This is a genomic window from Psychrobacillus sp. FSL K6-2365, from assembly GCF_038003165.1.
Classification (GTDB): domain Bacteria; phylum Bacillota; class Bacilli; order Bacillales_A; family Planococcaceae; genus Psychrobacillus; species Psychrobacillus psychrodurans.
Genome location: NZ_JBBOOO010000001.1, coordinates 1504256 through 1529247, shown reverse-complemented (window position 1 = coordinate 1529247; position 24992 = coordinate 1504256). Strand labels below are relative to the sequence as shown.

The window sequence follows — 24992 nt, the reverse complement described above, 5'->3', positions numbered from 1 at the left end:
CTAAGATGACTATTTGTTGAACTGTATTACTACATTTTGAGCAACTTCTGTGCTTTTAAACTCTACCACTTCGTCATTTATTGTAACAGTATTCCCAGGCGCATGCCCAAGACGTATACGGATTTTAGAAAATGCATTTGCATCAAATTCGAAGGTTTCTCCAGCCTTCACCGATTGATCCACAAGAATTTTGTCATTTTCATCCCTAATATTCAACCATGTAGTATTTGCTGCGACCAATTTTACTGCATAATTTTCTGCATTGGTTAAATTATACGTTGAAGTTACACCTTGTATATCTACGAATGATAACTGCTGTGCAGGTGGTTCTGGCTCTTCCACAACTTCTTCTACAGGTTCTTCCTCAACTGGCTCTTCTTCAGAATCAGGTTGTATATTTTCATTGTCTTCAAAAGTTGGTTTATTCTCTTGCGTTAACTCGTCGTTAGTAACTTCTGTATCCGGATCATCGGCTCTATTTTGGTATAAAAACCAAAACATTACGATAATTGCAATAACAAAAACTACAACCATAACCATTGGGAAAATCTCCATCAATTTACTTGACGATCGTCCTCCTAATGCTCGTCTAGATGGTGTTGTAGGAATATTTTTTGTTACTTCCTCATTTGATGGAGAAGGGATTTCTGATTTATACGTTTCTAATAATTCGTCTCCATTCAATCCAACTGCCTCTGCATATTGTTTAATAAATGCACGAACATAAAATGCACCTGGCATAGTTGCATAATTACCTTCTTCAATACCTGCTAAGTACCGTTTTTGAATTTTTGTTATTTCTTGCAAATCGTCAATACTATAACCCTTTGCTGTTCTCGCTTCTTTTAAGCGAGCCCCAAGTTCAGTCAATTAAAACACCTGCCCATTAAAAATTGAATCCACCAAATCCGCCAAAGCCCGTCATTCCTTTGTCAGACATTCCGTGGTTTTTTTCCATCATTTCATATGTGATTTGCTCGTCCGGACTATGACGAAGCTCGATAATATAGTCAAAATCATCAAGAGAATACTCAGAATGCTGGATGAACATATCAGGATGTTCCACAACCTTGATAGTCGGCATCCGCATCATTTCCCTTACTAACTGTAAATGCTTTTCATCATTTGATTTTCTTGTTACAATACCATCTAATATAAAAATATTACGATCACTAAACTCGTCTCCTGCCAATTGACTTCTAATTGTTTGTTTGATCATCGTAGAGGACAAGAATATCCATTTTTTATTTGCACATACACTTGCTGCTACGACTGATTCCGTCTTCCCTACTCTTGGCATTCCTCTAATTCCAATAAGTTTATGTCCTTCTTGCTTAAAGATTTCAGCCATAAAATCTACTAAAAGACCAAGCTCATTACGAACAAATGTAAATGTTTTTTTGTCGTCTGCATCACGTTGAATATATCTACCATGACGAACTGCAAGACGATCTCTTAGCTTAGGTTCCCTAAATTTAGTCAATTGAATCGTTTCCATTGTTGAAGCGATATGTTCAAAACGTTCAATGTTTTCTTTTTTCTCTGCTTTTATAAGCATACCCCGTCTGCCTTCATCTACACCATTAATCGTTACAATATTAACTCGAAGCATACCAAGTAAAGAAGCAATGTCACCTAAAAGTCCTGGACGATTAACTTGAATTTCATATTCAAAAAACCATTCACTAGCCATGTTATATCTTTCCCTTCTCTATAGATGACGTTTCACTTCATGATTAGTTCTATCATATATGATTTTGTAGTCGAATAAAAGAAAAAAAGAAAAGAGCGTGTAATACTCTCTTTTCTTTTTCTATTTGGTTTCACTATTTGCGACATGAAGTAGGATATTAAATATACCATCCACCATTAACCCGAATGATTTGACCTGTTATGTATTTGGCCTTTTCACTCGTTAAAAATTCGACGGCATCCGCTATATCTTGTGTGGATCCCAAAAAACCGGCAGGAATTTCTTCAAGAATCAGCTGACGAGCTTCCTCTTCAATATGAGCGTTCATTTTTGTATCGATAAATCCTGGTGCGACCGCGTTTACCCTTGTACGTTGTAGTGCAACCTCTTTAGCATATGCCTTTACAAAGGCATGCTGAGCTCCTTTTGCAGCAGAGTAGGCAACTTCAAAAGAGGCACCTGTATCTCCCCATATACTGCCAACAAAAATAACTGAACTACTAGACTGCTGACGAAGCTTACTATTTAGTTTTCCTAATAATGCCATAGGATGCTCCACATGCACTTGAAATAATAGACGAATATCATCTAAGCTAGTGTCCTCTAAACCTTTGTACAGACTATGTCCCTGGGCAAATACTATCGCTTGAAGTGTAAATATAGAAGCAACTATTTTTTCAATACAATTCGGATTACTCATATCTGCTTGTACTACGATAAACTCTTGTTCAGGATAAGACTTGTTGAGTTCTGTGACTAATGTTACTATGCTTCCTTTATTGTTTGCATAGTGTAGGTACATGGACCAACCGGCTTCCGCGAGATTACGACATATTGCGTGACCAATTTCACCGGATGCACCTAACACCAATGCAAACTTTTTACTCATTACTTTTCTCATAAGGCAAGATTGTAAAGACAGTATGTGCATTATCGTCTATTAACGATTGGAATGCTGCTTTCACCTGATCCATTGTTAGTTTCTCTAAAGCAGGAACAACATCAAATAAATTCATGTCATTGAAGGAGTATCGTGTAAATTGATTTGCTATATATTCTATGGAATTTAGTGCTCTTAAGAAAAAGCCAATTTTCTTACGGACGATACGTTGTAAATCTTCATCCTCCACATTCCAATTAGAAGCATAATTTTTAATGGTTTCCTTTATTTTCTCGGTTAGTTCAGTCGGGTTAACGGTATCTGATCCAATCATTGTAAAACCATAGCCTTGCTCCATTGAGAAATCTGCTGAATAAGATTCATCAATCCATCCATTCTCATATATTTCTTGATAAAATGCCGAACTTCTACCGAATATCATTTCAATTGCTACTTGCATCGCTAGTTCATAATTTAACATTTCATCGCCAGAGATGTCGGTATTACTTGCTTTAATTCCAAATAATACCTTAGGTTTTTGAACATCCATCTGAAGAGTACGTTCTTTTTTATCGACTGCTTTTTGCTCCTCAGGGTAGAAACGTTTGATCTCCTGTGGTTCCTCAAATGTTTTTGCCGCTTGATCTGCTTTGATGAAGTCCATCATCTCTTCTGGATCAACTGCCCCCACTACGAATAAAACCATATTTGATGGATGATAGAAAGTGTTGTAGCACTCATATAAATGTTCTGCTGTAATATGGCTAATAGTATCAATTGTCCCTGCAATATCAATCTTTACTGGGTGTTCTTTATACATATTTTCGATTGTCCCAAAGTACAAACGCCAATCTGGCTGATCGTCATACATCGTAATTTCCTGACCAATAATACCTTTTTCCTTCTCTACAGTTTGTTCTGTAAAATAAGGCTGTTGAACAAAATCCAACAAAGTTTTCGTATTATCTAATACATGGTCTGTCGAGGAAAACAAGTACGCCGTTCTTGTAAAAGAAGTAAATGCATTTGCAGATGCACCTTTCTCACTGAACTTTTGAAATACATCCCCTTCTTCTTTTTCAAACATTTTATGTTCGAGAAAATGAGCAATGCCATCAGGAACAATAACAGGTTCATCTTTACCTAAAGGAATAAATTCACGGTCTATAGAACCATATTTTGTAGTAAAAGTGACAAATGTCTTCGAAAACCCTCTCTTCGGCAAAATATAAACATCTAAACCATTCGGAAGTGTTTCGTTGTATAATGTTTCTTCTAATTGTTGAAAATAAGTTTTATTCATTTGCTGCACCTTCCTTGCCTGAAAGGAAATAAACAAATTCCTTTTCAATAGTTAATGCCATTTGTTGTATTTGTTCTTTTGTAACATTCATCCATTTTCCGACCCAATCTTCTACGGTAAAGGATGCGTTCAATTCTTTATATTGGTCGTATATTTCAATTTGAGCACGTGCGGAATCTAAAGCTTCTTTCAGTTGATTGGTAAGCATAGATTTCGTTTGGTTTAATTCTAAGTCGGAAATATCACCTGCTTGCATTGCTTTTAGTTGTTCATCTATTAATGCGACCGCTTTTTTCTGCAAATTAGAATCTATTCCTGCTAACACGAATATTAATCCATAGAGTGAAGAGTAGCTACTCGATGCATAATAGGCCATACTTTCTTTTTCACGCACGTTCATAAAAATTTTAGAATGCGAAAATCCACCTAAAATACCATTTGTAAGCTGCATAACCGGAAATTCTTCCGAGAAAAAAGTGATAGGTGTTTGATAGGCAATATGAAGTTTACCTTGTTTCATATCTTGTATTTCATGAAGAAATTTCTTATCAGTTGTTTCGCTTGGTATATCAACTGGCTTTTCAATCTTTTCTGTTCGATCTACAAAGGAAAAATGACTCTGCATTTTTTCTTTTATTTCCTGTATATTTACATCCCCAACTACATAGATAGATAAATCGTCTTTTGTTAGTAAATCATGATGCATTTCAATTAGTTGCTCGTTTGTAATCGCTTTAACAGCCTCCACTGTACCATTAGATGTAATAGAAGCTGGATTATTTGGGCGAATGTTCTCTAACAAACGTTGCTGCGCATATCTGGTTTTGTCATCATACATGGATTGAATTCGTTCAATTACCTGTTCTTTTTCTCTTTTTACAATTGATTCACCAAATTTGCCATTCTCCAAATTTGGTTTAAAAATAACGGTATGTAATAAAGAAAATACTTCATCGACAATTTTTTCATTGGATAAGTATGCATCGTTTACGGTTTCTGCGTTCAGTGAAAAAATATGGTGGCTCCCTTTTTTCGTTGTATCAAAGTATAAAGCAGTTCCATACAAGTCGTCTAAGCGCTTTCTAAAAGCTGCATTTGTAGGGTATACTTCATTGCTGAATTGTAATATATTCGCTAAAACTGCACGAATAGATGCTTTTTCTACTGTTAAAGGTTGTTTCCATTTGAACGAGATATTGATCGTTTTGAATTGTTCTGTAGGTCTCACAAAAAGCTTAACGCCACTTGCAAGTTCGAATTGTTGAAACATAAGTGATCCCCCTTTTTCTTTCTAGTGTATCTCAGTTAGTGATTCACTATACATTTTCTAATTATATCAGTCCAAACAAAAAGGGACCAATTAATTGGTCCCTCTTCCATTTTCTATTTAGTTTGGTTAAGTATAGACTGGCTTAACTACAAAACTTTAAATTATCGTTTTCCTTTAATATAAGGTATTCCACTAGCTTTTGGTGCGTGTGCTTTTCCTATAAATCCGGCTACTGCCAATATAGTTAAAGCATAAGGCAAGATGTGTAAGAAATAAGTTGGTACTTGATCTACATAAGGAATTTGCCCACCAACAATACTTAGTGCTTGAGCAAACCCAAAGAACAAAGCTGCTCCAAGTGCTCCAAGTGGATGCCATTTACCAAAAATCATTGCTGCAAGAGCCATGAACCCTTGTCCATTAATAGTAGTATGACTAAATTCTCCAGAAATAGACTGAGAGTAAACTGCACCACCTAATCCTGCAAGCGCACCAGAAAGGATAACAGCAATATAACGCATTTTAGTTACATTAACACCCATTGTATCTGCAGCCATCGGATGTTCCCCTACAGCGCGTAGACGTAATCCAAATGGAGTTTTGTAAATAACGAACCAAGCCAACACTGCAACTCCGATTGCTAAAATTGAAGTTCCATATACATCTTTAAATAGCATTGGTCCAATTATCGGAATATCACTTAATAGTGGTATATCAAAGCGAATAAATCGCTCTTGAATATAATCTGTTTGACCTTTATCATAGATCATTTTCACAGAGAAAAGAGCAATTGCAACACCTAGCATATTGATCGCAACCCCAGATATTGTTTGGTCCGCACGGAAGGAAATCGATGCTACTGCATGCATAACTGAGAATAGCCCAGAAACAACCATTGCTGCGATTAACGAAACCCACGGAGTCATCGCTCCAAATGTATCTATAAACATTAAGTTAAATAGAATACCGATAAAAGCACCCATAACCATTAAACCTTCTAATCCGATGTTGATAACACCAGATCGTTCTGAGAAAACCCCACCGATAGCTACGAAGATTAAAGGAGCTGCATAGAAAATCGCAGAAGGGATAATAAAATATAATACATCTAAGAAGCTCATATTATTTCGCCTCCTTTTTCTTGTTCGCTTTTTCAAGGAAATAGCGAATAACGTAACCACATGCTACGAAGAATATAATAATAGCTATTACAATTGAAACTATTTCTACTGGAATACCAGCTTCGTTTGGCATATTGAGAGCTCCATATTTTAATGATCCAAATAGCACCGCACCAAAAATTACTCCCAGTGGAGTATTCGCTCCTAATAAGGCAACTGCGATTCCATCAAAACCAATACCAGTAAATCCACCTTTAACATTTGCGTATTGGAACGTACCTAACGCTTCCATCGCACCAGCTAGTCCAGCAAATGCACCGGAAATTACCATAGAAAGAATAATATTTTTGTTCACATTCATACCTGCGTACTCAGACGCATGTTTGTTAAAACCAACTGCTTTTAACTCGTAACCAGTTGTTGTTTTTTCTAATAAAAACCACATCAATAACACCATTGCTAATGCTATGAAAATACCATAATGCAAACGGGAATAATCTGTAATACTTTCGAAAAATGCAGACTTTAAGGAAGCCGTTGCATTAATCGTTCCTGTATTGTCTCCGCCATCCGATACAACTTTTATCAATGCATTTGTTGTATGTAAAGCAATATAGTTCATCATGATTGTTACTATTACTTCATGGACCTGTAATTTTGCCTTTAAAAGACCCGGAATGAAAGCCCATAATGCTCCAGCTAAAGCTGCTGCGATAATTGCAAATGGTAAATGGATATACATAGGTAGATCAAATGCAATCCCAACATAAGCTGCTGCAAACCATCCTACTAATAATTGTCCTTCAACCCCAATGTTAAATAATCCTGTACGGAAAGCAAATGCTACTGATAAACCTGCAAGTAAATACGGAGTAATTTGACGAATAGTCTCTCCAATTGCATAAGTATCCCCAAAAATACCATTCCAAAGTGCAGCATAACCTTGCACCGGATCATATCCACTTACTAGCATGACAATGGCTCCTACGAGCAATCCTAAAATAACAGAAATTACAGGGACAAGTATATTGACTACTCTATTCGACATGAGTTGTTTCCCCCTGTTTATCTATGTTTGAATTCTTTTTTTGACCTGCCATCAATAATCCTAACTCTTGTTCAGAGGTTTCTTTAGGCAATAATGTATCTACAATTTGTCCATCATAGATAACTGCAATGCGGTCGGATACATTCATAACCTCATCTAATTCAAATGAAAGTAAAAGTACCGCTTTACCCTTATCTCGTTGTTCAATAAGACGCTGATGAATAAATTCAATAGCTCCTACATCGAGTCCACGTGTTGGTAATGCCGCGATTAACAATTCTGGATCACGTATAACTTCTCGTCCAATAATTGCTTTTTGCTGATTTCCACCAGAAAGTGCACGAGCAGGTGTGTGTTCCCCTTGTGTGCGAACATCAAAGTCGTTAATAATTTTTTGAGCTAGCTCGGAAACTTTTGAATAATTCATAATCCCATTTTTCGAAATAGGATCTTGATAGTAAGTTTGTAATGCAATATTATGACCGATAGAGAAGTCTAAAACTAAACCATGCTTATGACGATCCTGCGGAATATGACCTACACCAGACTCTGTAATTTTACGTGGTTTTTTATTGGTCAAGTTGGTTCCATTTATCATTATTGAACCAGACTTTGATTTCCGTAGACCAGTGATTGCCTCGATTAATTCACTTTGCCCATTGCCATCAATTCCTGCAATCCCTAATATTTCACCCTTACGGACAGTTAAGTTTAATCCTTTAACTTTATCGATTCCACGATAATCTGCTACGACTAGGTCCTTTATAACGAGTGTATCATCTGTAGGATGTGCTTCACTTTTGACAGTCTTAAATTCTACTTGTCTACCAACCATTAATGATGCCAATTCATTTGGATTTGTTTCCGCGGTAACCACAGTACCAATTCCTTCACCTTTACGAATAACGGTAACTCGATCAGATACATCCATAATTTCTTTTAACTTATGCGTGATCAAAATAATTGATTTACCCTCTTGTATTAAGCGCTTCATAATTTGGATTAGCTCATTAATCTCTTGAGGAGTAAGCGAAGCAGTCGGCTCATCAAATATCAGTATATCTGCACCGCGATAAAGCGTTTTCAATATTTCAACTCGCTGCTGCATGCCAACAGAAATATCTTCAATCTTTGCATTAGGGTCTACATCTAATCCATACATTTCTGAAAGCTTTTGAATTTTCTTTGCTGCATCTTTAATATTGACAATGCCTGCTTTTGTTAGCTCATTTCCTAATATTATATTTTCTGTTACTGTAAAATTCTCAACAAGCATGAAATGCTGATGGACCATCCCAATACCTAACTCATTCGCAACATTTGGGTCCGTAACTTTAACAGTCTTTCCTTTTACTTTTATCTCGCCGGCCTCAGGTTGATATAACCCAAATAATACGTTCATAAGGGTGGATTTACCAGCTCCATTTTCTCCTAAAAGAGCATGTATTTCGCCCTTTTTTAACTGAAGGGTAATGTTATCATTTGCAACAAACGATCCAAACTCTTTCCGTATGCCAAGCATCTCTATTACATATTCCAATGAATTCACTCCCCACTATAATACTAGTACTAAATTAATACAGGAAAGACTTTATACTTTGAAAAGTTAAAATCTTTCATCTATTAATTTAAAATATCATAAAGACCGAGAAAATTCGGTCTTTATGATGTTTGGTAATACTATTATTCTACTGTTTCAGGAACAACGATTTCCCCAGCAGCAATTTTGTCTGAGTATTCTTGAACTTGATCTAAAATTTCTTGTGGGATAGCTCCGCGAGAATCAGCAAGCTGAACTCCTTTTTCTGCTAAACCATAAGTTACTGTTTTCCCGCCAGGGAAGTTTCCAGCCATTGCTTCTTTTGCAATTGTTTGAACTGCAATGTCTACACGTTTTTGCATAGATGTAAGAGTTATATTTTTATCGCCAACTGCACCTTCTTCGTATTGGTCAGAGTCAACTCCGATAACCCATACGTTTGCATTAGCATCTTTTGTTTTACGTTCTTTTGCTTCTGCGAATACACCGTTACCAGTACCACCAGCAGCATGGAAAATAATATCTACGCCTGAAGAATACATACGGTTTGCAGTTGTTTTACCAAGTGCAGCGTCATCAAATTTACCAGTGTATTGTACATCTACTTTAATAGATGGGTCTACAGCTTTAACACCTTCTAAGAATCCAGCTTCAAAACGTTCGATTACTGGAATTTCCATTCCACCAACAAAACCGATTTGTTTAGATTCAGACATTAGAGCAGCAGCAACACCTGCAAGGAATGAACCCTCTTGCTCTTTAAACATTACAGATGCAACGTTTGGTTTATCTACGATAGCATCGATAATTGCAAGTTGTGCTTCTGGTTGTTGGTCTGCAATAGTACCAATCGGTTTTTCCATTAAGAAACCAATCCCATAAACTACATCAAAGTCACGACGTACTAAGCTATTTAAGTTTGTGATATAGTCAGCGTCACCAGTTGATTGAAGGTAGTCATATCCACCATCGCCTTTTTCAAGACCATTTTCTTTACCGAAAGCTTCAATACCTTCCCAAGCTAGTTGGTTGAAAGATTTGTCATCAACTCCACCAACGTCAGTTACCATTGCTAAAGAAAAATCTACTGCTTCAGTAGTACCCTCAGAACCTGTACCCTCTGAATCTTTTGGTTTAGTTGTTTCTTCATCTTTAGATCCACATGCTCCTAGAATTGTTCCAGCAGCTAGTACTAGTGATAGACCTAATCCAAATTTACGTTTTGTCAACTTGAAAACCCCCATTATTTTTCTTATTAGCAGGAATTATTACATTTTACACCCTTTTCCGAACAACGTGAAAGCTAAATTTATCTGCTCGAAAATAATTTTTCGAGTACAAAACCACACGATCGTTTTCATCGTAATGGAGTTGTTTTAAAACAAGCAATGAAGTTTCTGGCTCACAATTCAAAGTTGGTGATGCAATCTCGTGGTAACCCACAGGATCTATAAACGTCACCGCGTACGAAATATGTATTTCCCCAGACTCCTCTAATGCAGTAAAAATAGAGCCTTCTTCTCTAATGAGAAAATCATTAGGTAAATAATTTTTCGGAACCTTATCGACACAATATACAACTGGTTCGCCATTTGCAGTACGGACACGTTCCATCGTAACAATCGATTGCTCATCACCGCATTGAAATCTTAAAATATCATCCTCAGATGGAATCGCTTGCATAGAACTCAAGTAAATAGTACCTGGCTCCATCCCAGCTTTACGAATCATAGAAGAAACGCTTGAAAGCTGTTCGATACCTGATGTGAAAATTGGCTTAGAATTTACAAAGGTACCCACACCATGCCGTCTGATTATTACATTTTCTTCTTCCAATAAGCGAAGAGCCTCTCTTAAAGTTGCACGACTTACTCCTAGCGACTTGGCTAATTCAAATTCAGAAGGAAGTTTTTCCTTTTCTTTAAATATGCCCTTATCGATGTCTTGTTTAAGACGATCAATCACTTGCAGATATAAATGACGATGGTCTACTTTTATTGTCATCTAAAACACCACCATTTTGAAGAGATCAGACCTCTGATGTAAAACTTTCCTACTAATCAGTCATACTATACCATTTTTAAAACGTGAAATAAATACTTTTATTTATATTAGGTTAAAAGTCGTTACAAAAACTTTATTGTTTTGTAATGATTTTGTCATACTTTTTTTAGAAAGTGTTATACTATTAAACCTTTTGACTCAAATAAATTCATCATCTACTGAGTGTTTGGAGAATAGAACCTGTCTTGGCTTACTTCCTTCATAAGGTCCGACAACTCCACTAAGTTCTAGCTGATCAATAATTCTGGCTGCTCTAGAATAACCGATTCTAAATCTTCTTTGAAGTAATGACACCGACGCAGTTTGCATTTCTGTTACAAGTTGAACAACCTCATCATATAATTCATCTCTATCTATTTGCCCTTCAGATTCTTCCACTTCGTCAGGAATCATTTCATCTTGATAATTTGCTTTTTGTTGTTCAATAACAAAATCTACAATTCTTTCAACTTCTGCATCTGACAAATATGCTCCCTGTACTCGCACCGGTTTGGAGCTACCAGCTGGGAGAAATAACATGTCGCCTCTACCTAATAGTTTTTCTGCTCCGCCCATGTCTAAAATAGTTCTAGAATCAATAGCTGAGGAAACTGCAAACGCAATTCTAGAAGGTATATTTGCTTTAATAATTCCTGTGATAACATCTACACTTGGTCTCTGTGTAGCAATAATTAAATGAATACCCGCAGCACGAGCCATTTGGGCTAAACGAGTGATAGAATCTTCTACATCATTAGAAGCTACCATCATTAAATCCGCTAACTCATCTACAATTACAACTATAAATGGAAGTTTTGGATGTTTTTCTTCATTTTCTTCATTCCATCTATCAATATGCTCATTATAACCTTCCATGTTTCGGGTTCCAGTATGTGAAAATAGTTCATATCTTCTTTCCATTTCAGATACGATTTTTTTCAAAGCTTGTGATGCCTTTCGTGGATCTGTTACCACCGGCGCAAGTAAATGTGGAATTCCATTATACATATTAAGCTCTACCATTTTTGGATCAATCATCATCATTTTTACTTCATGAGGTTTTGCACGCATCATAATACTTGTAATTATGCCATTGATACATACGCTCTTCCCACTACCTGTGGAACCTGCAACAAGTAAATGCGGCATTTTATTTAATTGTGCAAGAACAGCTTGTCCAGTAACATCTCGACCAAAACCTATTAGTAGCTTTAGATTCGGTTTATTATTTTCTTCTGATTCTAGGACCTCTCGTAAGCTTACAATTGCTACTTCTTTGTTAGGTACCTCAATACCTATTGCCGATTTCCCAGGAATAGGTGCCTCGATCCTAATATCTCTAGCAGCTAAAGCTAGTGCAAGATCATCATGTAAACTAACGATTCTGCTAACCTTTACCCCAACGTCAGGTAGAACTTCATATTTAGTTACTGCTGGCCCTAAGTGAACTTGAGTAACCTTAGCTTTTACTCCGAAACTTAAAAATGTTTGCTCTAACTTTTTGGCATTTGCTTGAATTGCGTTTAGTTCTCCACTTTGGTCACTATAGCCAGGGGAATCTAATAAGCTAATAGAAGGCAATTGATAATCTTCATTTTCAACTGTCACATTTTCCATATTAATCTCTAATGGTTCAACAGCTTCAGATGGTTCCTCAACCACTTCTTTTCTAGCTATTCTTTCAGTGAATGCAGAAATGATTGGCGACGAAGATTGTTCTACTTCTTCCGTTTCAACAGGAATTGCCTCTATTACAGTAACTGCTTCTTCTTGAGCTGCCTGTTTTTTATTTCGACGGGACTGGCCCTTCGGTGGGGCTGGGGCTGGTTTTACTTTCTTTTTTTTCGTTCTATTTAGGAAACTTTCTTTTAGCTTAGGAAATGTCTCTACTAAGAAAGGAACAAGTGCTTTTCCAGTCAGCAGAACGATCCCTATAAATAACATAAGCCAGCCTGCTACTTTTGCTCCTGCCGAATCGAAGAGAACATGGAATGTCGCAAAAAGAATGGCTCCTATTATTCCCCCACCTAACGAACTATTTCTGTCGGTAATCCCACCACTTTCAACTAGAACACGATAACTTTCTCTTAGAACCGAATTTGTCACCAATGCTTTTCCTTCAAATAATTGCTGAAATAAAGCGATGTGACTAAACAATAGTAAACTGCTTAATATAAATGCACAGCCTAATAGTAATCGATGATTCCATGCTGGAACTGATTGTTTAATCATAATTATAAGTGCATAAACGATGAGCATAAACGGAACCGCAATATGCCAATTACCAAATAAGAAATAACTTATATAAGCCAAGAATTCCCCAACAAGCCCATATTCAAAAAAAGAAATGATGGATAATCCAATAATTAGAAGTCCAATAATTTCATAAAGGAGCGGATGCATTGTTTTTTTTACTGGCTTTTTTGTCGGTCTTTTTTTCTTCCTTGCCAAAGTGTCACCTACTTTCTACATTTTATTGATATCACTTATAAAAAACACCCGGTCCTCTCAGAACAGAAACCCAGATATGCCCGTTGATCTCCGCTCCGAGCGGATGCTTTCCGTGGGCACGGCTTCAGCCGCTTCCTTTGCTCCTGCGCAAGCTCGTCGCAAAAAAGATTTTCGCTACGCTCAGTCAAGGGTCTTCAGCTCGCGCTGTTCCCACTGGAGTCACCTCTCTGCGCTCCATCAACTAGGTCCACTTTATTTAAACGAATAATTGGATATAAAACCGCCTAAATATACGTGTTTTATCTTAAAATAAGTAAGGATGAAGTGAATTCAGATAAAAGAAAATCTATTTTCATCCTTCATAATAAAATAACATACCAACTGGCAGTCGGTTTTTATCCCTATAATAGTTTTAAATAACCTTGTTATCTCAGCGATATGCTTTGCTAAATCTTAAAGTACAGTACTACACATTATATTGATTGTAGTGAAATGTGGCGACTCTGAAAGCCCTGCAGGAACGTAGGGACGAGGAGATTGAAGCCATGCTCGCGGAAAGCTTCGACCTGTTTTTACATTGCTGCGCTTGCTTCGAAACATGAAAGTACGTTGTAACGGAAATAACAGTATTATTCATTCTTTCAAATTCCATGAATCCAGTCTTCACACTACATTTTTAAATACTTCCTTTAAGATAAAAAGGATTTCCTTTCGTATTCGGAAAGGAAATCCTTAATTCACATTAATATTCCATAATAATCGGGATGATCATTGGACGTCTTTTTGTTTGCTGGAATAAATATGAATTTAGCGTATCACGGATTTCTTGTTTTATGTTTGTCCATTCAAACGTTTCTTTATTCACATATTTTTCAACAACTGTTCTAACTAAGTTAGCAGACTCGTCCATTAGCTCTTCAGACTCACGAACATAGACAAATCCTCTCGAAAGAATTTCTGGCCCGGAAGCAATTTTCTTCTGTGCTCTGTTTAACGTTACAACTACAATAAATATACCATCTTGTGAAAGTAGCTTACGATCGCGCAGAACAATATTGCCTACATCACCAACACCAATTCCATCGATTAAAATGTTTCCAGCTTGAACTCGACCACTCATTCTCATTTTACCGCTCTTATATTCAACAATATCGCCTTTATCGGCAATGAAAATTTCCGATTTGGACATTCCAGTTGCTTGAGCCAATTTCGAATGGGCCATCAACATGCGATATTCCCCTTGGATCGGTATAAAGTATTTAGGCTTTGTTAAGTTAAGCATCATTTTCAAATCTTCTTGACTTCCATGACCGGAAACATGGACATTTTTTTCAGAAGTTAGTACTTTCGCTCCAACTTTTGCAATTTGGTTCATCGTGTTATACATCCCTACCTCCATACCAGGAGAAGGAGTAAAAGTGATTAAGACTGTATCTGTATCTTTTATTTTAATATCTTTATGGTGTTTACGAATCATTTTTTCTAAAGCTTCTAATGGTTCTCCTTGCGTACCAGATACAATGATTACAATATTTTCATCATTTTGTTTAGAGATTTCTTTAATAGAAATCATTGTATCCTCTTCTACATTGAAATAGCCTAGATCTAAACCAATTTCAAAAATATTTTCTAAGCTTTTCCCTGCAATCGCAACTTTTTTCCCGGTTTCAATTGCTTTGTCAATTACTTGTTGAATACGGATAAAGTTTGATGCATATAGAGCAACAAGTATACGTCCTTTAGCAGCGTGGAATGTTTCTGATAATTGGTTTTCAATTACCGCTTCTGATGTGGTATAACCCGGTCTTTCTGCTTCAGTTGAATCAGATAGAAGAATAAATACACCATCTTCACCTAAACCAGCTATTTTTGCTATGTCCGGTCGATATTTTCCTTTAGCCGATTGATCAAACTTAAATTCCCCTGTGTGAACAATTGCACCTTCAGACGTATGGAAAACAATTCCCAGCGAATCCGGTATACTATGCGTTGTATGGAAAAAGGTTACATATGTACCTTGGAAATTCATCCGACTTTTGTTTGTTACTTCGAAAAACTTGACTGGTTGCTTTGTCGGCAACGCTTTTAAATGTGTTTTTGCCAGAGCTATAGTCAATTTAGAACCATAAACTGGTGCTTGTACCTTCTGTAGTAAATAAGAAATAGAACCAATCGCATCCTCGTGACCATGCGTTAAAAAGATTCCTTTTACACGTTCTTTGTTTTCCACCAAATACGTAATGTCTGGTATAACGATATCTATTCCTAGCATTTCATTTTCCGGGAACATTAATCCACTGTCTACGATAAATATTTCTTCATCTATTTCTACTACATACATTGCTTTTCCGATTTCCCCAACTCCACCGAGCGGTATAATTCGAATAAGTTCATTTTTTACTTTTACCAAATCTTTTCCTCCTATAAATCAATTACGCCTCGATATTACGTCCAGATTTTGAATTGTACTTAGGCCTGCTTAATGCAGGTCAGTTAGCTACTATCGCATGAATACGACGATTTTATTTCAGCAACTTCTAAGAGTCTGTTCAAATTCTGTGAGATCCGCCAGAGGCTTAAATTATCAGCAAGTGCTAATACTCACCGAGTTGTTATAACATTTTAGTATTCATCTCTACGCTTTCTCCAGAAGTGAGAGACATCTATTCCTACGTTTGCTTGTTAAATTTTTACTGAAGAAGGTAACCCGACCAACATCCACTAATCTTCATTATATCGGACGTCAACGATTCACACAAATAAAAAAAAGGCTGAAATAGGAAATTTTCAGCCTTTCCACTAAATTATTTAGTATTCAAGTATTGTTCCCATACTACATCAAATTCCCTTTTTTCGCTTTCCGCCATTTCAATAAGCGGTAGGCGTAAACTTCCTGCATCTATCCCTACCTTCGAAAGTGCATATTTTACAACAATCGGATTGGGATGTTTGAATAACGCTTGTATTAGCGGCAATAAGGATTGATGAATTCGTGAAGCTTCCTTATGATTACCAGTTCGAAAAGCTTCAATCATTTCATGCATTTCATTCCCCACAATATGAGAAGCAACTGAAATTATTCCGGAGCCCCCTATCGCTAGTAAAGGAAGAGTTAATGAATCATCTCCACTATATACTTCCAAATTACCTTTTGTTTCTGACAGAATTCTGGTCATCTGTTCTAAATTTCCATTAGCTTCTTTTAGAAATTTAATAGATGGAATTTGACTCAACGTTACCATTGTCTCCAACTCCATATTTATAACTGAACGGCTTGGAATATTGTAAACGACAATTGGTAAAGTAGTTGCATTTGCGATTGCAGTAAAGTGGGCAATTAACCCTCGTTGATTTGGCTTATTATAATATGGTGTAACGATCATAAGACCATTTACTCCAAGAGCCTCCGCCTTTATAGACAAGTCAATAGATGCTATTGTACTATTACTTCCTGTACCTGCAATAACAGGAACTCTATTATTCACTTTCTCTACAACGAATTTCAGTAAACTTAGCTTTTCTTCGGTTGATAGGGTAGGAGATTCCCCTGTTGTACCAGTAATGACAAGGGAGTCAGTCCCTGTCGCAAGTAAATGTTCGATTAATAGTTCTGCCTGTTCATAATTGATAGAACCGTCTGACCGAAATGGGGTAACCATTGCCGTAGCAATAGAACCTATATTCATTTTTACACCTCTTTTAATATACCTTCAGAAATAAGTGTTTCTGCAATTTGTATAGAGTTCAGAGCTGCACCCTTCAATAAATTATCTGATACAATCCACATATGAAATCCTTTATCATTCGATGGGTCTTTTCTTAAACGGCCTACAAATACACCGTCCTTATCCTCAGCGTAGTACGGCATAGGGTATAATTGTTGATCAGGAGCATCCTGTAACGTAATACCCTCAGAATCTGCAAGAAGTTGCCTTACCTGATCAAGAGTGACGTTATCTTGTTCTACTTCTATATATACAGATTCGGAATGCCCCGTCACAACTGGTACCCTTACACATGTAGCTGCGATTGAAAGATTCGGTAAAGACATAATTTTTTTCGTTTCATTCATCATTTTATGTTCCTCAAATGTGAAACCATCTTCGGTGAATACATCAATTTGTGGAATAACATTTCCGGCAATAGGATAATGCTTTTCAGCACTTTTCACTGGTAAAATTTCTGGTTTTACTTGTTTATCTTTTATACTTTTGGATTGTGTTGTTAGTTCGTTAATAGCAGCTGCACCTGCACCAGACACTGCTTGATAAGTAGACACTATAACTTTGTTCAAACCAAATTTCTGTCTAATAGGTTCAAGTGCGCAAACCATCTGAATAGTAGAACAATTCGGGTTAGCAATAATCCCTGTTTGTTCATGCAACGCTTGTTTATTCACTTCTGGAACTACTAGTGGCGTATCTTTATCCATCCGGAAGGCGCTTGTATTGTCGATAACTATTGCTCCTCTATTACTAGCTTCTTTTGCTAAAGCTTTCGATATAGAACCACCAGCAGAGAAAAATGCTACGTCAACACCTTCAAAAGCCTCCGGCGTCGCCTCTTCAATTGTATAAGTGCTCCCATTTACTTCTACTTTTTTTCCAGCTGATTTTTTGGAAGCTAATAATTTTAAAGTTGTATATGGAAAACTTCTTTCTACCAATTTTTCGATAATCTTTTGACCGACTGCACCCGTCGCTCCAACTATTGCTACTGTATACCCCTGTGACATGAAAAGCTCTCCTCCTAGAACAATGCTATTTTTCGATATTGTATTATATTATACATGAAAATACATCGTCATCAATATTTATAATTCGTGAGAAATTAGTAAAGGCTGTAATTGTTTAAATTGAATTGCATGTTCTACTGTTGGGACTATTTTCGTAAAATCAGCAATAAGTGAGTTTGGTTTGTTATGAGGGCTATCTTGGCCGAAGGGGATAAAGTATATATTTTTGGTAGAAAGCAGTTTCATAATATTCATACCATTCAATCCTAATGCATCATTTGTTGATATTCCGAGCACTACTGGTTTTCCATTTCGTAATGTAGCCTTTGCTGCCATTAACACCGGAGAATCTGTTTGAGCATTGGCCAGTTTACTAATAGAGTTCCCAGTCATGGGAGCGATTACCATACAATCCAATGGGTTTGTCGGTCCAAATGGTTCTGCTTCTACTATTTTTGATACTACTTTACTACCACTTGCCTGTTCAATTTTCTGTATCCATTCCTCACCTGTTCCAAAACGTGTTGCCGCAGTCAGTACAGAATAGGTAATAATAGGAACTACAGTTGCTCCTAAATCCGTAAACTGTTTAATCATTGGAATTACTTCCTCATAAGTACAATGAGAAGCAGTAATCCCTAATCCAATTCGAAGATCCTTTAACACTATTTTTCCCCCTCCAGTAAAGCCAATTGAGTTTGCACAGCCTTTGCTATTAAATATCCTGCATCCTTCGGAAAATACAAGCCTGGTAAGCTAGTGGAGTGTATATAATTTGTAGGGATTGAATTGGCTGACTCGAGTAGACATCCTGGATTTGAAGCTAGATCATAAACTTTTTTAAATCTAGTCGTATCGGACGGGCTGAGCCATCTATTTGGAATGGTATTAATTAGATAGGTTGAGAGGCCACCTTGTTTTTTAACTGCATGCTCCAATTGCTCTATTTGGTACCCATAACTTTTTGCTTCAAATAACTGATGATCAGAACGTACCGAGATAATTACCTCGGCACCTAAATGATGCAGGGCAAAAGCCAGTCTTTTTCCTACTCTTCCGTAGCCTGTAATGATGAATTTTTTGTTATATATTGATTCTTTTTCGCTTCTATAGAAGTCATTTATGAATCCCTCTGCTGTCAGATTTGCATTTTCCCAAATCCACTGTTCATCCTCTAAATAATAAAAAGCATGGACTTGGCTATTTTGTATTTCCTGTTCAATCTGTTTATTCTTTTTTCCAACGAAAAGGAGAAGACATGACTCTGGCAAAACGAAAGAACTTTCAATTTGTAATGGTGGTATAGGTAAAAAGATTATGTTAGGTTGAAAATCGTTTATTGCAGCTTTGAGTTCTTCCGTCCAAATCATCGTTGGAAATATTTTCACATCTAGTAAGTTATCTAATGTTTCTTGTAAAAACGGTAGACGGGCATCTGTACCTATGATTGCACATTTTTTTTTCACGAATATTCACTATTTCCAATTTCATAGTTTGCTTCATTAAACAGGATTCTGTCTTTTCCAATGAGAATAATTTCTTCCCATGCAATAAATTCTTTTTTCTTACCAGATTTATTCCCTTGAAAAAATGAACCTGTTGTTCTTTGAAAAACTTCAAAACCTTCAATTTTTCCATTCTCAGGATTGAAGAGTAATTCAGTATCTGCTAGCTTGCCATACCTTGCGCCGTCCTTAACTTGGATAAGTTCTTTTTCTGCAAGTTCCGAAAGTAACAATCATTCTCCCCCTTATTGATTTCTATTTATATATATGCCATTTCACAGTACAAAGTGAATAAAAGAAAACCTGGGCTCTAAGACGCACGGTTCTTAAAGTACAAAACCTGCTTCTAGCTTTTTCAGTAGGCTTTAGTCAGACTTGCTATATTATTACCCTATAAATTTTTAGGGATGCTGATCGGTAATTTTATGGCGTTTGTCTGTCCCTTGCACTCCTACAACTCTTAGAAACAGGTTAGTTCGTTTTTGGATAACTAGAGAAAAGATGTTACATATTCATAGAGTAAGCTCTCGAAGATGCAATTTCGTTCGCTATTTTGCTTCTTTAATTAGTGAACACTCACTATTTCCTTTTATTTCTACTAGTTCTAAAGAATATCTACTTTCTTCATCCTTCATGACAAAATAGTATCTCTAATTCAACAGACGGTTTTATCCCTATATTAACATTTACTACTCTTATCATCTAAGCGATAGGCTATTCTATATCTTATAGTATAGTACTACATATTATATTGATTGTAGCGGAAGGCGGCGACTCCAGCGGGATTAGCTTGAGCTGAAGACCCCGCAGGGAGCGCAGCTAACGAGGAGGCTGAAGCCAAGCCCGCGGAAAGCGTCCGCCTAGAGCGAAAATCAGCAGTATTATCCATCATTCCAATTCCCATTACCCCAGTGTTCAATGACCATTTTTATATATTTCCCATATAAAAAAAGCCGATCAGTTTTGATCGACTTTTGGTTTGATGATGGAAATAGCTGGTTTGTGAGAAAATGTTTCTGCAGCAAGGTCCATTACTGATTGTAATGTAACTTCATCAATTGATTCACTTACTTCATCTAATGAACGATGTTCTCCGTAGAGTAATTCATTTTTTCCGTTACGGCTCATTCTAGCATTAGAACTCTCTAATCCAAGAAGTAAATTACCTTTTAGTTGCTCTTTAGCATTAGAAACTTCTGTTTCAGTAAATCCCTTTTCAAGGACGGATTGTATCGTTTGCTGAATAGACTCTGATAGTTCTTCTAGTTGGTTGTTTGAAGTACCACCATATATAGCAAGTGCCCCTGTGTCTTCATAGGAAGAATGATAAGAATAAATAGAGTACGCGAGACCTTTTTCTTCTCTGATTTCTTGGAAAAGCCTAGAGGACATGCTACCACCCAAAATATTATTCATCACGACTAAACTATAAATATTATCAGCTTTTACGCTTAAACTTGGATAAGCTAAACAAAGATGTGCTTGCTCTGTCTCTCTAAAGTTTTCCACATGCACTGCTTTCAAATTAGGGGTTGCTACATGTATTTTCTCATTACTATTTTGATCTAATTGACTAAATAATGTTTCAATATGCTGTATTAGTCCTTCAGGAATATTTCCCGCAACAGAAATGACTACATTTTCTGGCGTATAATGTTTTTTCATATAAGCCAAAATCTTTTCTTTTGTGAAACTATTCAATGTTTCCTCTGTTCCAAGAATAGGAGATCCTAGAGGATCATTTTCGTACATCGCTTGCCATAAATATTCGTGAACGATATCATCTGGTGTATCCTCTACCATATTAATCTCTTCAAGAACAACCTGTCTTTCTTTCTCTATTTCATTTGCATCAAATTGAGAATGAAAAAACATGTCTGCAAGTATTTCTACTGCATGTTCGGCATGATGATCCAATACCTTTGCATAGTAGCACGTATTTTCTTTTGAAGTGAAGGCATTGATATTTCCACCAATACGATCGAATTCTTCTGCAATTTGCTTTGCTGTTCTCTTTTCAGTTCCTTTAAATAACATATGTTCAATGAAATGAGTTAAGCCATTTTCTTCTGGCAGCTCATATCTTGACCCAGCTTGCACCCAAATCCCTACAGCTACAGAACGTACATATGGGATGTGCTCAGACACAATCCGAAGCCCATTCTTACATGTAATTTTGTTTATCAAATTAACACCTCTGTTTATTCTATTCAGCTATTTAAAAAGGTTGCCGTAGCTACATGTCTACGGTCAACCTTTTATGTCGTGCTGATATTGTTGATTATTTGTTTTCTTGTTGCTCAGCGCGTTCTTTTTCTTCCTTAATTACAACTTTACGAGATAAGTTGACACGACCTTGGTTGTCGATCTCGATTACTTTCACTAAAAGCTCATCACCTAATTTAAGGACGTCCTCTACATTTTTCGTACGTTCCTCTTGAATTTCCGAAATATGCAATAAACCATCTTTTCCTGAGAAAATCTCTACGAAAGCACCGAATTTTTCAATTCGTTTTACTTTTCCTAAGTAATATTCGCCAACCTGGGCAACTCTCACGATGTTTTCGATAATTTCTTTTGCACGTGCAATCATCTCTTCATCAGCTGAAGCGATATAAATTGTACCATCTTGCTCTGTATCAATTTTCACGCCTGTTTCATCGATAATTTTATTAATTTGTTTACCACCTGGTCCAATTACATCACGGATTTTATCCGGATTAATCTTGATAACAACAATCTTAGGCGCATATTTAGACAACTTCTCACGTGGGTCAGAAATTGTCGCAAGCATACTTTCTAAAATTTGCATACGGCCAATTTTAGCTTGTTCTAACGCTTCTTCAAGAATTGTTCTTGATAACCCATCAATTTTAATGTCCATTTGAAGTGCTGTGATTCCTTTAGATGTACCAGCTACTTTAAAGTCCATATCTCCTAGATGATCTTCCATCCCTTGAATATCCGTTAAAATTGTATAATGTTCGCCTTTTTTCACAAGTCCCATTGCAATACCCGCAACAGGTGCTTTTAAAGGAACACCTGCGTCCATCATCGCAAGAGTAGACGCACAAATACTTGCTTGTGATGTAGAACCATTAGATTCTAATACTTCAGCTACTAAACGAAGTGTATATGGAAAATCAGCTTCATCTGGAATAACTGCTTCTAAAGCACGTTCTCCTAATGCACCGTGTCCAATTTCACGACGACCTGGAGCACGAATAGGACCAGTTTCTCCAACACTAAATTGTGGGAAGTTGTAATGGTGCATGAAGCGTTTAGTTTCTTCTAGACCGATACCATCAATAATTTGAACATCACCTAGAGGTCCTAAAGTACATATACTCAAAGCTTGTGTTTGACCACGTGTAAACAATCCAGAACCATGTGTTCTAGGTAATACGCCAACTTCTGACGAAAGAGGACGGATTTCCGCTACTCCACGGCCATCAGGACGAATTTTATCTTCTGTAATCAAACGACGAACTTCGTCTTTTACCATTGCGTCTAAAATTTCACGCACTTGTTTCAACGTTTCGTCTGTAGCTTCTTTTTCTGTGTATTGTTCTAAAACTTCTGTTTTTACTTCAGTAATAGCATCTTCACGAGCGTGCTTTTCTTGTACTTGAATTGCTTGTACAAGTTTTACTTCGCAAATGCCCTTCACTTCTTCGAAAAGCTCTTTATCCAACTCAAACAGAGGAATATCTTTTTTCGCTTTTCCAACTTCAGCTACTACTTTTTCTTGGAATTCGATTAACTTGATAATTTCATTATGACCAAACATAATTGCTTCAAGAACCGTTTCCTCTGAAACTTCTTTTGCTCCAGCTTCAACCATGTTGATAGCGTCTTTCGTTCCAGCAACAGTTAGATCTAAAGTGCTCTTCTCCATTTGCTCAACTGTGGGATTAATAATTAGTTCTTCGCCAATTAACCCAACTTGTGCACCTGCAATTGGTCCATCAAATGGAATGTCTGAAACGCTAAGAGCTAAAGAAGACCCTAACATTGCTGCCATCTCTGAAGAACAGTTTTGGTCAACAGACATAACGATTGAAATAACTTGTACCTCGTTACGGAATCCATCAGGGAATAAAGGACGAATTGGACGGTCAATTAAACGACTAGTTAAGATTGCACGTTCCGATGGACGCCCTTCACGCTTAATAAATCCACCTGGTATTTTCCCTACAGCGTAAAGTTTTTCCTCATAGTTAACTGTTAATGGGAAGAAGTCTAAATTCTTAGGGTTTTTCGATGCAGTTGCTACAGATAATACAGTAGTATCCCCGTATCTTACTAAAACTGCTCCGTTCGCTTGTTTTGCAAGTTGTCCTATTTCTACTTGCAACGGGCGTCCTGCCCATTCGTACGTAAATACTTTCTTTTCACTCATGTAATCTGGACTCCTCTCGACTTCAAAAACTCCTTAAAAAAAGGGTATATAATGGTTATATGTATCATAAGTAGTGTATCAAAAATCTTTCAACTATGCGAAGTTTTTTATGCAAAAGAAAAAGCGGGATAAATCCCGCTTTCCTAAATCGAATCTTATCGACGTAATCCAAGTTTTGCGATTAGATCACGGTAACGTGATACTTCGTTTTCACGTAAGTATTTTAACAAGTTACGACGACGTCCAACCATTTTGAATAGACCACGACGTGAGTGATGATCTTTCTTATGAGTACGTAAATGTTCGTTTAAAGAGTTAATCTCTTCAGTAAGAATTGCGATTTGAATATCAGCAGATCCAGTATCACTTTCGTGAGTTCTGTACTCAGCGATTAGTTCATTTTTGCGTTCTTGTGTAATTGCCATGTTGTTTTCCTCCTAAATTCTAGTTATCCCCTAATCCTGAGCAATCGTTGGAGAATCGAAAAAGCCAAGGAAAGGTTAAGTACGGTATTGTACTTATAAAGATTATCATAAAAAGATTAGTGAAGCAACTAATTAGTAATAGAGAAAATTAATGATTCTTGTAAAAATCTGAGAAATTTTTATGTCATTGCACTAAAAACTATATATTAATTCTCTGATTTCCGTTCCATACGGACGCTTTCCGCGGGCGAGGTCGAGCCTCCTCGCTTCACTCGCTGTGGGGTCTCGACTTACTCGCTGTTCCCGCTGGAGTCGCCGTATTGCACTCCTATCATTATGTGAGTAGTACTAATTATGGAGATTGAATACAGAACTTATAATAAAAACTATCACTATCATTTTGACAAGCGTATTGAAAACTTCAAATTATAAAATAGAAATTGAACTCTATTAATGGACGTAACTTCTGAGTAGACCAACCAGGAGTGCACAAAATAATACGTAAATTTTACCAGAACTTTCCGATCCATAAATAATGATTATATCATGGGATTTTTCACTACACTAAATTAGACC

The 24992-nt window shown here is 36.7% G+C and carries 20 protein-coding genes; all 20 read right to left on the bottom strand.

The genetic code is table 11. The features are described 5' to 3' along the window. Positions 1–9 precede the first annotated feature (9 nt). Positions 10–870 (bottom strand): helix-turn-helix domain-containing protein, encoded by an 861-nt coding sequence (locus tag MKY29_RS07265; protein WP_340879404.1) that lies wholly within the window; start codon positions 868–870, stop codon positions 10–12. 16 nt (positions 871–886) lie between these two features. Further along, positions 887–1693, bottom strand: a complete 807-nt coding sequence (locus MKY29_RS07260; protein WP_090562399.1) for a DUF3388 domain-containing protein — start codon at positions 1691–1693, stop codon at positions 887–889. 157 nt (positions 1694–1850) lie between these two features. Further along, positions 1851–2582, bottom strand: coding sequence for an elongation factor P 5-aminopentanone reductase (gene ymfI / locus MKY29_RS07255; protein ID WP_340879403.1), 732 nt, complete (start codon positions 2580–2582; stop codon positions 1851–1853). Beyond that, positions 2575–3876, bottom strand: a complete 1302-nt coding sequence (gene yfmH, locus MKY29_RS07250) for an EF-P 5-aminopentanol modification-associated protein YfmH (protein ID WP_093494499.1) — start codon at positions 3874–3876, stop codon at positions 2575–2577. The genes ymfI and yfmH overlap by 8 nt, the downstream gene beginning before the upstream one ends. Continuing rightward, complete coding sequence (gene yfmF, locus MKY29_RS07245) at positions 3869–5146, bottom strand: EF-P 5-aminopentanol modification-associated protein YfmF (protein WP_241595831.1); 1278 nt, start codon at positions 5144–5146, stop codon at positions 3869–3871. The genes yfmH and yfmF overlap by 8 nt, the downstream gene beginning before the upstream one ends. 161 nt (positions 5147–5307) lie before the next feature. Then, complete coding sequence (locus MKY29_RS07240; RefSeq protein WP_241595834.1) at positions 5308–6267, bottom strand: ABC transporter permease; 960 nt, start codon at positions 6265–6267, stop codon at positions 5308–5310. Position 6268: 1 nt separating this feature from the next. Continuing rightward, positions 6269–7315, bottom strand: coding sequence for an ABC transporter permease (locus MKY29_RS07235; protein WP_093494496.1), 1047 nt, complete (start codon positions 7313–7315; stop codon positions 6269–6271). Next, positions 7305–8855 (bottom strand): ABC transporter ATP-binding protein, encoded by a 1551-nt coding sequence (locus MKY29_RS07230; protein WP_241595837.1) that lies wholly within the window; start codon positions 8853–8855, stop codon positions 7305–7307. The genes MKY29_RS07235 and MKY29_RS07230 overlap by 11 nt, the downstream gene beginning before the upstream one ends. A gap of 143 nt (positions 8856–8998) precedes the next feature. Continuing rightward, positions 8999–10084, bottom strand: a complete 1086-nt coding sequence (locus MKY29_RS07225; protein ID WP_241595840.1) for a BMP family lipoprotein — start codon at positions 10082–10084, stop codon at positions 8999–9001. Positions 10085–10130: 46 nt separating this feature from the next. Continuing rightward, complete coding sequence (locus MKY29_RS07220) at positions 10131–10859, bottom strand: GntR family transcriptional regulator (protein ID WP_093494493.1); 729 nt, start codon at positions 10857–10859, stop codon at positions 10131–10133. 198 nt (positions 10860–11057) lie between these two features. Then, complete coding sequence (locus MKY29_RS07215; protein ID WP_340880827.1) at positions 11058–13301, bottom strand: FtsK/SpoIIIE family DNA translocase; 2244 nt, start codon at positions 13299–13301, stop codon at positions 11058–11060. 790 nt (positions 13302–14091) lie between these two features. Next, a complete protein-coding gene (locus MKY29_RS07210; protein ID WP_241595847.1) occupies positions 14092–15759 on the bottom strand; it encodes a ribonuclease J in 1668 nt (555 codons plus the stop codon). 394 nt (positions 15760–16153) lie between these two features. Further along, complete coding sequence (gene dapA / locus MKY29_RS07205; RefSeq protein WP_340879402.1) at positions 16154–17035, bottom strand: 4-hydroxy-tetrahydrodipicolinate synthase; 882 nt, start codon at positions 17033–17035, stop codon at positions 16154–16156. Between the two features lie 2 nt (positions 17036–17037). Next, positions 17038–18084 carry an aspartate-semialdehyde dehydrogenase gene (locus tag MKY29_RS07200; RefSeq protein WP_093494491.1) on the bottom strand — a complete coding sequence of 349 codons (1047 nt, stop codon included), beginning with the start codon at positions 18082–18084 and terminating at the stop codon, positions 17038–17040. A 78-nt stretch (positions 18085–18162) separates the two neighbouring features. After that, positions 18163–18750 carry a dipicolinate synthase subunit B gene (locus MKY29_RS07195; protein WP_090562436.1) on the bottom strand — a complete coding sequence of 196 codons (588 nt, stop codon included), beginning with the start codon at positions 18748–18750 and terminating at the stop codon, positions 18163–18165. Further along, entirely contained in the window at positions 18750–19550 is an 801-nt protein-coding gene (locus tag MKY29_RS07190) for an NAD(P)-dependent oxidoreductase (protein ID WP_340879401.1), read from the bottom strand. Before MKY29_RS07190 ends, MKY29_RS07195 begins: the two co-directional genes overlap by 1 nt. Then, the gene (locus MKY29_RS07185; RefSeq protein ID WP_090562440.1) at positions 19547–19822 is read right to left on the bottom strand and encodes a YlmC/YmxH family sporulation protein; all 276 of its coding nucleotides are present in this window, start codon (positions 19820–19822) and stop codon (positions 19547–19549) included. The genes MKY29_RS07190 and MKY29_RS07185 overlap by 4 nt, the downstream gene beginning before the upstream one ends. A 724-nt stretch (positions 19823–20546) precedes the next feature. Beyond that, a complete protein-coding gene (locus MKY29_RS07180; RefSeq protein WP_340879400.1) occupies positions 20547–21776 on the bottom strand; it encodes a M16 family metallopeptidase in 1230 nt (409 codons plus the stop codon). A 94-nt stretch (positions 21777–21870) separates the two neighbouring features. After that, positions 21871–23991 carry a polyribonucleotide nucleotidyltransferase gene (pnp, locus tag MKY29_RS07175; protein WP_090562448.1) on the bottom strand — a complete coding sequence of 707 codons (2121 nt, stop codon included), beginning with the start codon at positions 23989–23991 and terminating at the stop codon, positions 21871–21873. 155 nt (positions 23992–24146) lie between these two features. After that, the gene (gene rpsO / locus MKY29_RS07170; RefSeq protein ID WP_090562453.1) at positions 24147–24416 is read right to left on the bottom strand and encodes a 30S ribosomal protein S15; all 270 of its coding nucleotides are present in this window, start codon (positions 24414–24416) and stop codon (positions 24147–24149) included. Positions 24417–24992: the final 576 nt, after the last annotated feature.